The organism is bacterium SCSIO 12827, from assembly GCA_024397995.1.
Lineage (GTDB): Bacteria > Pseudomonadota > Alphaproteobacteria > Rhodospirillales > Casp-alpha2 > UBA1479.
Genome location: CP073746.1, coordinates 1,888,869 through 1,902,966 on the forward strand (window position 1 = coordinate 1,888,869; position 14,098 = coordinate 1,902,966).

Sequence of the window (14,098 nt, forward strand, 5' to 3'; positions counted from 1 at the left end):
CCCGCAGGAACGCCCGCAGACCATGACACCCTGCCCATGATCATCGGAATCGGCACGGACCTGTGCGACATCCGCCGGATCGAGCGTACGCTGGACCGGTTCGGGGACCGCTTCGTCGACCGCCTGTTCGCCGAAGGCGAGCAGAAAAAGGCCTATCGGCGGCAGAATCCGGCGGCCTCCTTCGCTCAGAGCTTCGCCGCCAAGGAAGCCTGCGCCAAGGCGCTGGGCACCGGGTTTCGCCTGGGCGTGTTCTGGAAGGACATGGTGGTCGCCAACCTGCCCACGGGGCAGCCCTATATGCTGATCACCGGCGGCGCCAAGGCGCGGCTTGACGCGTTGACGCCGTCCGGCATGACCGCCCAGGTTCATGTCTCCCAGACCGATGAATACCCCCTGGCCCACGCCATGGTGATCATTTCCGCCGTTCCCGCGATGGAAGGCGCTTGACCTTTGCGCCCGACCCGCGTTTCATCCGCCCGCCGAAACCATCCGGCGACCCAGCCATTCCTTCCAGGCAACACCCTAGGCATTCCACGGAAAAACAACATATGAGCGGCGACAAACCAGGCGGATTCTGGGACACCCTGAAAACGGTCGCCTATGCGATCCTGATCGCGCTGGTCGTACGTACCTTCGCGTATGAGCCCTTCAACATCCCGTCGGGCTCCATGCTGCCGACGCTGTTGATCGGCGATTACCTGTTCGTGTCCAAGTTCTCCTATGGGTATTCCAAGCATTCGTTGCCGTTCTCCATGCCGCTGATCCCGGGGCGCGTCTTCGAGGATACGCCGGAGCGCGGCGACGTCGTGGTGTTCAAGCTGCCGTCCGACAACAAGACCGATTTCATCAAACGCATCGTCGGCCTGCCTGGTGATGAAATTCAGGTGACGGGTGGCATCCTGCACATCAACGGCACGCCGGTTGTTCGCGAACGGGTCGAGGATTTCGTCTCAACCGACGATTTCGGCACCACCCGGCGCGTGCCGCGTTTCGTCGAGACCCTGCCGAACGGCGTGAAGCACTTCATTCTGGAAGAAACGGACAACGACCCCATGGACAACACGCGGGTCTACAAGGTGCCCGCCGACAAGTTCTTCGCCATGGGTGACAACCGTGACCGGTCCAATGATTCCCGCTACGGCGATGTCGGGTTCATTCCCAAGGAAAACCTCGTGGGCCGCGCCGAATTCCTGTTCTTCTCAACCCAGGGCTCCCTGTGGCGGCCTTGGCAATGGCCGTCGACGGTGCGCTTCGAGCGCATCTTCCAGGGCATTGAATGAGCGGCGGCAGCACATCCAAGCGCCATTCGGCCCTGCAGGACCGCCTGGGCCATCGTTTCGGCGATCCTGACCTCCTTACACAGGCCTTCAAGCATGCATCGGGGCAGACGGACCGCCTGAATTCCAACGAACGCCTGGAATTCCTCGGTGATCGGGTGCTGGGGCTGGCCGTCTCGGCGTTGCTTTATGAGCGTTTTCCCGGGGAAAGCGAGGGCGAACTCGGCTACCGCTTCACCGCCCTGGTGCGCAAGGATACCCTGGCCACAGTGGCCCGCGATCTGGACCTGGCGTCCTGCCTGGCGCTTTCGCCCGGCGAAAAAGCGGCGGGCGGGCGGGACAACCCATCGATCCTGGCCGACGCCTGCGAGGCCGTGATCGGGGCCCTGTTCCTGGACGCGGGATACGACGTTGCCGCCGATTTCGTCAAACGCATGTGGACCCCCTTGGCCGATGCGCACACGGGGCCCCTGAAGGACGCCAAGACACGGCTTCAGGAACGCTGTCAGAAGGACGCCTTGCCGCTGCCGGTCTATGCGGTGACGGACCAGACCGGGCCGGACCACGCGCCGACCTTTACCGTCACGGTGCAGGTCGCGGGGCGCGCGGAGCAGACAGGGACGGGCAACGCCAAACAGGAAGCCGAACAGGCCGCCGCCACGGCGATGCTGGACAATTGGGGGACAGGATGAACGAGACCAAGGCCCGCGCCGGCGTCATTGCCATCCTGGGCGCGCCCAACGTCGGCAAGTCGACCCTGGTCAACCGTCTGGTCGGGGCCAAAGTCTCCATCGTGTCGCCCAAGGTGCAAACGACGCGAACCCGCGTGCTCGGCATCTTCATCGAAGGATCGGCGCAGGTCATCCTGATCGACACGCCAGGCATTTTCGAGCCCAAGGGACGGCTCGACCGGGCCATGGTCGCCGCCGCCTGGTCGGGCGCCCAGGATGCCGATGCCATCGCCCTGTTGATCGACGCCAAGGACGGTGTGGACAAACGCTCGCAGGCGATCATCGACAAGCTGATCCTGGGCAACCGCAAGGCCTATCTGATCCTCAACAAGATTGATCTTGTGGCCAAGCCGGTGTTGCTGTCCCTGGCGGAAAAATTAATGGGTACAGGCGTCTTCACCGATTGCTTCATGGTGTCCGCCAATACCGGAGACGGTGTTTCCGACCTCGCAAAGCTGTTCGCCACCGCCGTGCCAGAAGGTCCGTGGCTGTATCCCGAGGACGAGATTTCCGACATGCCGGCGCGCCTGCTGGCGGCCGAGATCACGCGCGAAAAGCTGTTTCTCAAACTCCATCAGGAACTGCCTTACAAGATCACCGTCGAGACCGAGGACTGGACCCAGAAGGCCGATGGTTCGGCCCATGTGCGCCAGGTCATCTATGTCGAGCGGGACAGCCAGAAGGGCATCGTGCTGGGCCGCCAGGGGGCCATGGTCAAACAGATCGGCGCCGCCGCGCGCACCGAACTTCAGGATTTGCTGGGCCATCCCGTGCATCTGTTCATCCACGTCAAGGTACGCGGGAAATGGCAGGACGACCGTGAACGCTATGCCGAATGGGGCCTGGACTTCGATGCCTGATCAGGGTCAATCGACTGCACCTGAAACGCGCAGGTAGGGCGTTCCGCCATGGAATGGCACGATAAGGGCTACATCCTGGCGACCCGCAAGCACGGTGAGAGTGCGCTGATCGTCAGCGCCCTGACGCAGACGCGGGGCCGCCAAACGGGGTTGGTGCGGGGCGGGGCAGGGCGGCGCAAGCGCGGCGGTCTGCAGGTCGGCAACCTGGTCACTCTCGATTGGCGCGGCCGCCTGCCGGAACACCTGGGCAGCCTGACGACCGAAGTGCTGGAAACCCCGGCGGCGGCGCTGATGAACTGCCCGGACGGCCTTGCCGCGCTCTCCGCCGCCTGTGCGGTGACCGAGGCCCTGCTGCCCGAAGGCGAAGACCACCCCGCGATCTTCCACGGCCTGGCGGCGTTGTTCGGGGTCCTTGACGATGCCGACGTCGGGTCGGCCTATGTGAAATGGGAAATGGGCGTGCTCGGCGAATTGGGCTTCGGCCTTGATCTCGCCGCCTGCGCTGCCACGGGAGAGACGGAAAACCTGACCTATGTCTCACCCAAGACCGGGCGTGCCGTCTCGGCCGCTGCCGGCAAGCCCTATCATGGGCGTCTGCTGGCCCTGCCGGCGTTTCTGCGCGGCCCCGGGACGGCAGAGACCCCGGACGAGGTCGTCGACGGCCTCAAGCTGACCGGGTTTTTCCTGGAAAGCCATGCCCTGGAAGGCCGGGCCGGGCGCTTGGCCGCCCGTGACCGCTTGGTGGAACGCTTCCAGGCGAAAAAATAACCGATTTGTCGCCATCGGCGCATTGACCGCCCACCCCCTGAATGTACTATATCTGGTGCATGAATTCAGCCCTCCGCCCCAAATGCGCGGAAAACCTGCAATCTAAGGAATCCTTGCGATGACCGCGATCACCCCGCCCGGCGACTTCGGCGGCGAAATCCGCGATACCCCGCTGTCCCAGGCGCTGAGTGAGCGTTATCTGGCCTATGCGCTGTCGACCATCGTGTCGCGCTCGCTGCCGGATGTGCGCGACGGTTTGAAGCCCGTGCACCGGCGGCTGCTCTACGCCATGCGCCAGCTCAAGCTGGACCCGGCCACGGGTTACAAGAAATGCGCCCGCGTCGTCGGCGACGTGATGGGTAAATATCACCCCCACGGTGATCTTGCGATCTATGACGCCCTGGTCCGTTTGGCTCAGGATTTCGCCGTGCGCTACCCCCTGGTCGACGGCCAAGGCAACTTCGGCAACATCGACGGCGATAACCCCGCCGCCATGCGTTACACGGAATCGCGCCTGACCGAGATCGCGGCGGCGTTGCTTGACGGTATCGACGAGGACACGGTCGATTTCCGCACGACCTACGACGGGGAAGAGGAAGAACCCATCGTTCTTCCGGCCAATTTCCCGAACCTGCTGGCCAATGGATCGACGGGCATCGCCGTCGGCATGGCGACCAATATCCCGCCGCATAACGCGGGCGAGTTGTGTGACGCGCTCATCCACCTGATCAAGTTTCCCAACGCGACCTTCGACAAGCTGTGCGAGTTCGTGCCCGGTCCCGATTTCCCGACCGGCGGCGTGTTGGTCGAAGACCATGCCGCCGTGGTCGAGGCGTACCGGACGGGCAGGGGCGCCTTCCGCCTGCGCGCCAAATGGCAGGTCGAGGATCAGGGCCGCGGCCAGTACGAGATCGTCATCACGGAAATTCCCTATCAGATCCAGAAGGCCAAGCTGATCGAGCGCATCGCCGACCTGATCATCGGCAAGAAACTGCCGATCCTGCAGGACGTGCGCGATGAATCGACGGAAGACGTGCGCATCGTGCTGGAACCCAAGAGCCGCACCGTCGACGCGGAAACCCTGATGGAGCACCTGTTCCGCGAGACGGACCTGGAAATCCGCTTCAACATGAACATGAACGTGCTGGACGCCAACAACACGCCCGGCGTGATGTCCCTGCGCGACGTCCTGCAGGCATTCCTCGACCACCGCCACAAGGTGCTGATCCGGCGCAAGAACTTCCGGCTGGAGAAGATCGAGCGGCGCATGGAGGTCCTGGGCGGGCTGTTGGTCGCGTTCCTCAACCTGGATGAGATCATCAAGATCATCCGCGAGGAGGACGAGCCCAAGACCGTGTTGATGAAGCGTTTCGACCTGACCGAGGTCCAGGCCAATGCGATCCTGGACATGCGCCTACGCCAGTTGCGCAAGTTGGAAGAGATCGAGATCCGGCGCGAGAACGAGGACCTGGGCAAGGAACGCCAAACGATCAAGACGCTGCTGAAGGACGAGGGCGAGCGTTGGAAAGCGATCGCCGCCGAAATCGCCGAGACAAAGAAAGCTTTCGGCCAGAAGACCGAAATCGGCGCGCGGCGCACGGAAATCGCCGGCCCCCCGACCGCCGTCGTGGTGCCCCTGGAAGCCATGATCGAGAAAGAGCCGATCACCGTCGTGCTGTCGGAAAAAGGCTGGATCCGGGCCCTCAAGGGCCATGTCGAGCCAGGCACGGAGGTCAAGTTCAAGGACGGCGACAATCTGAAGTTCATGGTCCACGGACAGACCACGGACAAGTTCCTGGTGTTCGCCACCAACGGGCGGTTCTACACCTTGGCCGGCGATAAGCTGCCGGGCGGTCGCGGGCACGGAGAGCCCGTGCGCCTGATGGTCGATATCCCGAACGGCCACGACCCCATCTGGCTTCAGGTCTATCAGACCGGCAAGAAGTATGTCGTGGCGTCGGACAAAGGGCGCGGCTTCATCGTGCCGTCCGATGACCTGATGGCCCAGACCAAGAACGGCAAACAGGTCCTGAACCTGGGCACGGGCGAAGAGGCCGCCGCCATCGCGGAAGTGATGGAGGGGGCGGATGCCGTCGCCGTGGTCGGCGAGAACCGCAAGCTTTTGATCTTCCCCATCGACGAATTGCCGGAAATGGGCCGCGGCAAGGGCGTGATCCTGCAACGCTACAACAAGGGCGGGCTGGCCGACATCACCACCATGCGTTTCGCCGAGGGCCTGACCTGGCGTTCTGGCGGCCAGCGTACGGAGCCGGAATATCAGCAATGGCTTGGCAAGCGGGCCCAGGCGGGCCTTGTCGTACCCAAAGGCTTTCCGCGCTCGGGGACGTTTGGCAGGGACTAGGCTGTGCGTGCGGGACTAGGTTCCGGACGTTGCCGTGAAGTCGTCGAAGTTCTGCCAACCGGTCGCCGTATGGACCTCGAGCGGGCGGAACCGCGCCTTGTAGGACATCTTGTTGCAGCCCTCGATCCAGAATCCCAGATAGACATAGGGCAGGCCGAGACGCTTGGCCTCGTCGATCAGCCACAGGATCATGTAGGTGCCCATGCCCCGGCGCGGCTGTTCCGGGTCGAAATAGCTGTAGACCGCTGACAACCCGTCGCCCAGGCGGTCGGCCAGCATGGCCCCCATCAGCGTGCCCTCATCATCGCGGAAGGTGATCAGGCCCGTGTCGATGGGGGTGTCCTCGATCAGCGCCTGGTAGTCCAGGTAATCCATCTTGGACATGTCACCGCCCGAATGGCGCGACGCCTGATAGCGCTGGAACAGGCGGTATTGTTCCTGGGTAGCGGTCGGCTGCGCCATGCGCGCCGACAGGTCCGTATTGGCCTTCAGTATCCGCTTCATTGACGGGCGCAGGTCAAAGCCGTTGACGGCGATGCGCACGGCCTTACAGGCATCGCAACCGGGACAGGCCGGGGCATAGACGATCCCGTGGGAGCGGCGGAAGCCGGCATAGGACAATTGATCATGCAGGCGGGTGGCGTCGCGCCCGAACAGTTCGGTGACCACGCGCCGTTCGACCCGATCCGGCAGGTACGGACAAGGCAACGGGGCCGTCGCGAAAAAGAATCGCGTGTCCGATATGGGTTTGTGGCGCATGTCGTGTCCCTGTGCCTCCGGTCACGCCGCCAATGCGTCAACCGTTCGGAACCTACTGTGGCTTAATATCACCGCGGATTTCAAGGTTGATCCCGGGTAACGCCGGTGCGGCTGGCTGAGCCGGGGCAGCGCCGCTGGGTGCAGGCAGTTGTATGCCTTCGGGCTTCAACTCGGGCGCGGGTGCGGCGGCGCCATCTTCCTGCCGCTGCTGACGCTTGATCTCGTTCAGGCCGGGCAGGGCTTCGTTCTCACGTTCCTTCCTAGCCTTTTCCTCGGCGGCCTTTTGGGCCTTTTCCTTTTCCGCCTCACGGCCGGTGCCACGCAGAAGAATAATCGAAAGCCGCCGGTTGGACGGATGCTTGGGGTCTTCGGCAATCAGGGGATCCGTCGCTGATTTTCCGACGACACGCTGGATTCTGGCGTCGGGCACGCCGAAGCTTTCGAGCGCGCGGCGCGCCGAATTGGCGCGGTCCGACGACAGTTCCCAGTTGCCGTAGTCCTGACCGGAAAACGGGGTGGCGTCCGTATGCCCGGAAATCGAGATGTCCTGGGGCATCGACAAAATGACCTTGGACACCAGTTCCAGCAGGCGTTCCGTGTGCAGGAACATCTTGGAGGATCCCGACGGGAACATGGCCAAGCCATCGCGGTCGATCAGCTGAATGCGCAGACCTTCGGGTGTGTTGTCGACCAGCAGGCTGTTTTTCAGCTGACGCATCTGCGGCACGCTTTCCAGCGTTTTTTGCAGTTCTTCCTGGGCGTCCTCAAAGGCTTCCTGTTCCTTCTTGGCAGCCTGTGCCTCAAGGTCCTCTTCGGTCGGTTGGGCCTTGGATTCGGCCTCGCCCTCGGACAGGTCACCGCCGGTGCCGGCCTTGGGCGGCGGCAGATCGACGGTCACGCTGTCGCGCGCCGTGGCGTTCGAGGAAATGCCTTCCTCGGTAATCGTCTTGCCCTGAAGGATGTCGCCGGACCCGCTGGTCGTCTGCGACGTGGACACGGGCGCGAAATAGTTGGAAATGCCTTCGAGGGATTCCTGGGTGACCGAGTTCAACAGCCACAGCAGCAGGAAGAAGGCCATCATGGCGGTCACGAAGTCGGCGTAGGCGATTTTCCACGCGCCGCCGTGATGGCCGTGTCCGCCCTTCTTGATCTTCTTGATGATGATCGGTTGTTTTGCGGCTTCTTCCGCCATCAGGCCCTTCCTATGGGGTCCGTCCCGTTTCGGCCGTTCGTCCTGCCGTGGTCATGGGGAGGTGTGCGACCGGCGACAGGCGGGGTGCTTATCACGACGCCGCGGGCAGGTTGGTGACCATTTCCTCGACCTCGGCAAAGGTTGGCCGCAACCCGTGCGCCAAGGTCTTGCGCGCGAATTCAACGGACACCTGCGGGGCATAGCCCTGCATGTGACCGACCAGCGCGATCTTGATGCAGTTCAGGTAAGCGGCGTCGGAAGCGTAGGTATTGGTCAGAGAGGCCGCAATGGGGGCCATGAAGCCATAGGCGAAGAAAATTCCGCTGAACGTCCCGACCAGGGCGGCCGCGATCAGGTTGCCGAGAACTTCCGGCGGTTCGGTGATCGAGCCCATGGTCACGATGACGCCCAAGACGGCGGCGACGATGCCTAGCGCCGGGGTCGCGTCGGCCATGCTCTGCCAGGCGCCGGAGATGGAATGCAACTCCTCGTGGTGCTTTTCCAGTTCGGCATCCATGACCGATTCGATTTCGTGCGGGTTGGAAGCCCCCAGGGTCAACAGGCGCAGATAGTCGCACAGGAATTCGATGGCGTGATGGTCGCCGTGAAACAACGGGAAATTGGCGAACAGGGTGCTTTCATCCGGTTTTTCCACATGCGCTTCCAGCGCCAGGTCGCCTTTGGTCTTGGCCAGGCGGAACACTGAATAGAGGCAACCGAGAAGCTCTTCATAGTGTTCGCGGGTATATGTGGGGCCTTTGATCAGGGTCTTGAACGATCCCATGACCCCCTTGATCACCGACTTGGGGTTGCCCGTGACGAACGCCCCGATGGCGCCGCCGAAGATGATGATGAATTCAAGCGGCTGCCAAAGCACACCGAAGCTGCCGTGGACGCCATAGGCACCGAACACGGAAACCAGTACAACCAATGAGCCTACAATAAACAGCATTCAGCAGTCTCCAAGAGCACGGGCCCGCGCCGGTGTCGGTTTTCGATCTTTGGCGCACGGATGGAAAGCTATCGTCCTATCATCCCAAAATACAAGCATTTCTCGTACCGAAGTGCCATAAGCCAATATGTTTAATTCAAAGAGCCACGCCCTCATTGAACGTCAAATTGATTGGTAATTGGTAAAGGCTTGCCAGCCGTTCCCCAGGCGACGTATTCAAGACGTCATCCGTGTACACCTGCCAACATCCTTAAGGGAAGTGATTCGGCCGCCGATATGGTTGATCAAATTGCATTCAGAAACGCCTTGGCTTGTTTTGCCTCGGGCGTCACGGTTGTCACCGCGCCCGGCGACGGGCAGGGGCCCGTCGGCGTAACCGTCAGCGCTTTCTGCTCGCTGTCCCTCGACCCGCCGTTGATCTTGGTTTGCCTGGATAACCGCACGGGATGCATTGCCCAATTCCTGGAATCAGGCGCCGGGTTCACGGTTAATGTCCTGGCCGCCGATCAACATGCTCTGTCCGACGCTTTCGCCGGGCCGCAGACCTTCGACCTGCACGGACATGGATTTAAGGCCGGTGCGACCGGCGCGCCGATCCTCGATGGCGTGGCGGCGGCACTGTCCTGCCAAACCCACGCGATCCACGACGGCGGCGATCACCGCATCGTGGTCGGCCGCGTGGCGGATGTGCAAGTGGCCCGCGACAAGGCACCGCTGGTCTATTTCCAAAGCTCATATCGTGGGTTAAGTGGGCTCGCCTAACCCTTCAATATCATTCAATTTACCCATCGTTCGCGCGGTGGCGGCGCAGCTTGTCGGCGGGATCGCGACCGTGGCTGCCATGATCATCCTGCGCAATCTCGGCTGGCCGGCGCCGGCACCGGTGCTCTGCGTTATTTGGGGGGCTGTGGCGGCTGTGGCGACGTTGCCCTTGGGGCTCGCGCGGTGGTGGTTGCCGGTCCAGGCGGCCGGGCCGGTCCTGCTCTGGGTCGTGCTCGGCCTGCAGCCGCCTGGATGGGTCATCTTCGCCGTATTCGCGATCCTGCTTGCCGTCTATTGGAACGCCGTGGGTGAGGGCGTTCCCCTCTACCTGTCCAACGCCAAGACATGGCGCGCCGTTGAAAAGCTGTTGCCGAAACGGCACGGCATCCGCATGGCGGACCTGGGCAGTGGGCTCGGGGGGACGCTCTGGCTCCTCGCCGATGCGCGCCCGGATGCCGATTTCGACGGCTTCGAAACCGCCCCGTTGGTTTACCTCGCGACCCGCCTTAGAAAATTCACGCAACCGCGGGCGAACCTGCGAATCCGCTTTCTGTCCCTTTGGCGGGCGGATTTAAGGAATTTCGATGTCGTTTATTGTTTCCTGTCACCCGTGCCCATGGCGCGTCTTTACGCCAAGGCCCGTGAGGAAATGAAGCCGGGCAGCCTGTTCATTTCCAACAGCTTTGCCGTGCCGGATGTCGCCCCGGACGAGATCGTCGAGGTCGACGACAGCCGGCGCACCCGGCTGCTGGTCTTCAGGATGTAGGCCTAGTCCTTGCGGTTCGACAGGACCCGGGTCTGGAACCCAGCGTTGCATAGGGCTTCGACGATCGCGCGGGCATGTTCCGCGTCGATGGTTTCGATCACCACGTCCAGTTCCGTGTCGCGGATCGGGCCGTCGGTGAACAGGCGCTGGTGGTAGACTTCCAGGATATTGCCGCCCAGACCGCCGATCAGCCCGGAGACCTCGGCCAACATGCCCGGACGGTCGCTCATCCCAATGCGCAAGGACACCATGCGCCCGCCGCGCACCAGGCCGCGCAGCAGGACGTTGGACAGCAGGCGGGAATCGATGTTGCCACCGGAAATTACGATACCGACCTTTTTTCCGGCATACCGGCCATCGCCGGCCAGAAGAGCCGCCACGCCGGCCGCCCCAGCGCCCTCGGCAACGATGCGCTGGCCCTCGGCCAGGGCCAGGACGGCGGCTTCGATCTGATCTTCGCCCAGTACGGAGATATCCGTTACGTGGTCGGCGATGATCGGTTGAGTGATTTCGCCCGGCGTCTTCACGGCGATGCCTTCGGCGATGGTGGTGCCGGCACCGGTCGATGCTTCGCCGTTCAGGGCCTGGGCCATTGAGGGGTAAAGCGCCGTCTGCGCGCCGATCATCTCGATCCCCGGGTTGATCGCATGGGCCGCGATGGCGCAGCCGGCCATCAGGCCGCCGCCGCCGATGGGCACGATCAGGATGTCCAGATCCGGTACATCCTCAAGCAGTTCCAGGGCCACCGTGCCCTGACCGGCGATCACGTGGGGGTCATCGAAGGGTGCTATGAACAGTTTGCCGGTTTCCTCGGCATGGGCCAGGGCGGCATCCCTCGCGGCGTTGAAATCGACGCCTTCCAGGACCACCGTGGCGCCCAGGTCCTCGGTTCGCCCGACCTTGGTGAAGGGGGTGCCTTCAGGCATGTAGATGGTCGCCACGATGCCCAGCCGCCCGGCGTGATAGGCCACGCCCTGGGCGTGGTTGCCGGCCGAGGCGGCGACGACGCCGCGCGCGCGCTCGTCACCCGATAGGCTGCCCAGCTTGATCCCGGCGCCACGGACCTTGAACGAGCCCGTGACCTGCAGGTTCTCCAGCTTCAGATAAACATCGGCGCCGGTTGCCCGCGACAGCCGGCGCACCGGTAGGGCCGGGGTGCGAATGATCTCGCCCTGCAATTGGCGGGCGGCGTCGCGGATGGCATCTATCGTCACGGTCATGGCACAAGTTCCGTTGCGGCAACTGAAGCCGCCGTTCTACACGCTTGCTTAGTCTTTTGGCAGAATTTTCAGAACGTCACCCGCCTCGGGCGGGATGGTTTCAAGGGTCAGGGTTTGGCCATCCCGCCAGGCATCGGCCAGATCGCGATACCGCGGGCTGAGCGGATTGCCCGACTGCCCCGTCGCGATGACGAAGCGGGAGCCGTCCAGATCGCTTAAATCCATAAGGGCGCGCAGCCCCGCCCCATGGCGGTGGGCAAAGGGAGCCTCCTTGCGCCCCAGCCACATGGCGCCCCGGTTGAGGGTGTCGTTGCCGCCGTCCGTCGCGACCTCGACCGCCGTCCAATCGCGCAGCAGGGGAAGGTGCCTGAACACCGGATGCTCGAACCGGGCGACATGGACATCGCCCCAAAGCGCCGTGCGACCCAGTTCCCGGTCCAGACCCATCAGGTCGCGGGCCGTCTGATCCAGGGCGCGGATAACCGCCTCGGCACAGGTTTCGATCTTGTCCGCAGTCGTCACGTCGTCGCACCATTGCTGCCCGGCGGTCAGGGCGCGGACCACGGCCTGGATGCGCAGGCCGTGCCAGCGGTCAATCAGGTCGCCCAGGTCGTCGGCGAAGATGGCGCGTTTTAGATTCAAGGCGAAGAACATGAAGGCGAGGGGTGCGCGCTGGCGGCGGTCCATGGCGCCGTCCCAACGCTCCAACATGCGAACCAGGGGCCTGCTGCCGGAAACGTCGTCCAGTTGTGCCAAAGCGAAGGCCAACAGTTCCTCGGCCCCGGCGGAATGAATGTCCATCTGGGGGGTGATCGGATCGGGCCGGTCTCCGGCCAGCAGATCGGCCAGCCGTCGGGCGCGGAAGGGCGGCGGCCAGTCGGCGGCGATCGCGAAGGGAAAGCCCGGAGGCGTGACCTTGTTGTTGGCGTTCAGCAGCACGCCGCCCGGCGGATCGGCATAGCGCGGCATCACCGAAGGGTCTAGATAGCCGTCGTGCCCCACCGGCCCCTGGGTGCGGACCAACGGCACCGCGCCGCCGCGTTTGCGCTTGGGCAGACGGCCCGCCGTGACCATGCCGATATCGCCTGCCCGGGTGGCATACAGGATGTTCTGCACCGGGGCATGGAACTGGCGCAGGGCCGCCGCGACATCGGACTTGGTCTTGGCGGCATTGAGGGCCAGGAGCGCTTCCGGCGTGCGGTCGCCCGCTTTCAGATAAGGGGCAGAGAGGGTCACCGGGCGGCCGCCGGCCTCGGTAATGACGGGGCCGTCGGGGGTTTCCAGCACCTTCAGGGTTTCCGGCGCGCCGTCCCGTACCTTGATGACCTCAGTGCGTGTGCCGAATTCGGCCATCCCGTCACCGGTATCGGTGCGGTAGGTGCCCGGTTGCCCGGCCGGGGTTTCGATAATCAGGTCTTCCGTATCCGCCCCCGTGGTCGTGAATCCCCAGGCGACATGGCCGTTATGGCCGATCACCAAGAACGGCACGCCGGGCACGGTCGCCCCGGCAAGCACACCACCCGGGGTTTCCAGGCGCGCCAGATACCACAAGATCGGCGCCCGGAATTCCAGATGCGGGTCGTTGGCCAGGAACGGCTTGCCGGTCGACGTGCGCGCCCCCGACAGCGCCCAGGCGTTGGACGCCGTGCCCGGTGCGCCCGCGCTGCGCGGATCCCAATCCATGGCGGGAAAGGCCGCCAAACCACTGCCGCCGCCGGGGACGCCGGGAAAGGCCGTCGGCGCGTCACCGGGGTAGGGCGGCCATAGGAAATCCACCTGTTCCGGTGATAGTCTAGCCAGCATGTCGAGACGAAGGCGTTCCGTCCGCCAGTTCCCCGCCAGGCGCAGGGCCATCAGCTTGCCCCAGACCAGGCTGTCGGCGGGGCGCCAGGGTTCGGGCGTGTGACGAAGGGCGAGGAATTCGACGGTGCGCGGCCAGTCGGTATCGTCGATCCAGGCGTTGACCCCATCGGCATAGGCCTTCAGACGGTTCTTCAATTCGGGCGACGCTGCCTTCGCCTGCGCCTCGGCCAGCCGGTAGATTCCCAGCCTGCGCATGTAACGGTCCATGTCGAGGGCCGGCGCGCCCAACATTTCCGCCAGCCGTCCCGCCCCCGCGCGGCGCATCAATTCCATCTGGAAGAACCGGTCCTGGGCATGGACGAAACCAAGGGCGAAAAAGGCGCTGCCCTCGTTATCGGCGCGGATGCGCGGCACGCCATGGCCGTCGCGGGTGACCGTCACCGGCGCCGAAAGACCCGTGAGTTTCAGGCTTCCCGACGTCTTGGCAAAGGTCGGGACGAGCAGGGCCGCACCGCCGCCGACAAGCGCAACGGCCAGCGCAAAGCCCCAGACCTTCAGCCCACCCAGCCGCATCGCGAACCTTTCGGGCCGGAAATTTTCGCCCGCCTGCATTGCGGGGGGTAAATCTTGGCGTTATACATCGCGC

The 14,098-nt window shown here is 63.8% G+C and carries 13 protein-coding genes; 8 read left to right on the forward strand and 5 right to left on the reverse strand.

Annotated features, from left to right (window positions below; genetic code table 11):
- Positions 1-36 precede the first annotated feature (36 nt).
- The 6 genes from KFF05_08930 to parC all read left to right on the forward strand — a co-directional run bounded on the left by KFF05_08930 (position 37) and on the right by parC (position 5,998).
- Positions 37-447 carry a holo-ACP synthase gene (locus tag KFF05_08930; GenBank protein ID UTW53440.1) on the forward strand — a complete coding sequence of 137 codons (411 nt, stop codon included), beginning with the start codon at positions 37-39 and terminating at the stop codon, positions 445-447.
- A gap of 101 nt (positions 448-548) precedes the next feature.
- Complete coding sequence (gene lepB, locus KFF05_08935; GenBank protein ID UTW53441.1) at positions 549-1,280, forward strand: signal peptidase I; 732 nt, start codon at positions 549-551, stop codon at positions 1,278-1,280.
- Positions 1,277-1,969: a ribonuclease III gene (gene rnc / locus KFF05_08940; protein UTW53442.1), complete on the forward strand. Its 693-nt coding sequence runs from the start codon at positions 1,277-1,279 to the stop codon at positions 1,967-1,969. Before lepB ends, rnc begins: the two co-directional genes overlap by 4 nt.
- Entirely contained in the window at positions 1,966-2,868 is a 903-nt protein-coding gene (era, locus tag KFF05_08945; GenBank protein UTW53443.1) for a GTPase Era, read from the forward strand. The genes rnc and era overlap by 4 nt, the downstream gene beginning before the upstream one ends.
- 48 nt (positions 2,869-2,916) lie before the next feature.
- Positions 2,917-3,636 (forward strand): DNA repair protein RecO, encoded by a 720-nt coding sequence (gene recO / locus KFF05_08950; protein ID UTW53444.1) that lies wholly within the window; start codon positions 2,917-2,919, stop codon positions 3,634-3,636.
- A 118-nt stretch (positions 3,637-3,754) separates the two neighbouring features.
- Positions 3,755-5,998 (forward strand): DNA topoisomerase IV subunit A, encoded by a 2,244-nt coding sequence (gene parC, locus KFF05_08955; GenBank protein ID UTW53445.1) that lies wholly within the window; start codon positions 3,755-3,757, stop codon positions 5,996-5,998.
- A 15-nt stretch (positions 5,999-6,013) separates the two neighbouring features.
- Here the strand turns inward: parC and KFF05_08960 are convergent, their stop codons facing one another.
- The 3 genes from KFF05_08960 to motA all read right to left on the reverse strand — a co-directional run bounded on the left by KFF05_08960 (position 6,014) and on the right by motA (position 8,901).
- Positions 6,014-6,757: an arginyltransferase gene (locus KFF05_08960; protein UTW53446.1), complete on the reverse strand. Its 744-nt coding sequence runs from the start codon at positions 6,755-6,757 to the stop codon at positions 6,014-6,016.
- A gap of 52 nt (positions 6,758-6,809) precedes the next feature.
- Entirely contained in the window at positions 6,810-7,949 is a 1,140-nt protein-coding gene (motB, locus tag KFF05_08965; protein ID UTW53447.1) for a flagellar motor protein MotB, read from the reverse strand.
- Positions 7,950-8,040: 91 nt separating this feature from the next.
- On the reverse strand, positions 8,041-8,901 hold the full coding sequence (gene motA, locus KFF05_08970; GenBank protein ID UTW53448.1) for a flagellar motor stator protein MotA: 861 nt from the start codon (positions 8,899-8,901) through the stop codon (positions 8,041-8,043).
- A gap of 306 nt (positions 8,902-9,207) precedes the next feature.
- On the opposite strand from motA, the gene KFF05_08975 reads away from it, so the two are divergent.
- Positions 9,208-9,663 carry a flavin reductase family protein gene (locus KFF05_08975; GenBank protein UTW53449.1) on the forward strand — a complete coding sequence of 152 codons (456 nt, stop codon included), beginning with the start codon at positions 9,208-9,210 and terminating at the stop codon, positions 9,661-9,663.
- Between the two features lie 70 nt (positions 9,664-9,733).
- Positions 9,734-10,429, forward strand: a complete 696-nt coding sequence (locus KFF05_08980) for a class I SAM-dependent methyltransferase (protein ID UTW53450.1) — start codon at positions 9,734-9,736, stop codon at positions 10,427-10,429.
- 2 nt (positions 10,430-10,431) lie between these two features.
- Here KFF05_08980 and KFF05_08985 read toward each other — a convergent pair whose 3' ends face one another.
- A complete protein-coding gene (locus tag KFF05_08985; protein UTW53451.1) occupies positions 10,432-11,649 on the reverse strand; it encodes a threonine ammonia-lyase in 1,218 nt (405 codons plus the stop codon).
- A 48-nt stretch (positions 11,650-11,697) separates the two neighbouring features.
- Entirely contained in the window at positions 11,698-14,025 is a 2,328-nt protein-coding gene (locus KFF05_08990) for a penicillin acylase family protein (protein UTW53452.1), read from the reverse strand.
- Positions 14,026-14,098 lie beyond the last annotated feature (73 nt).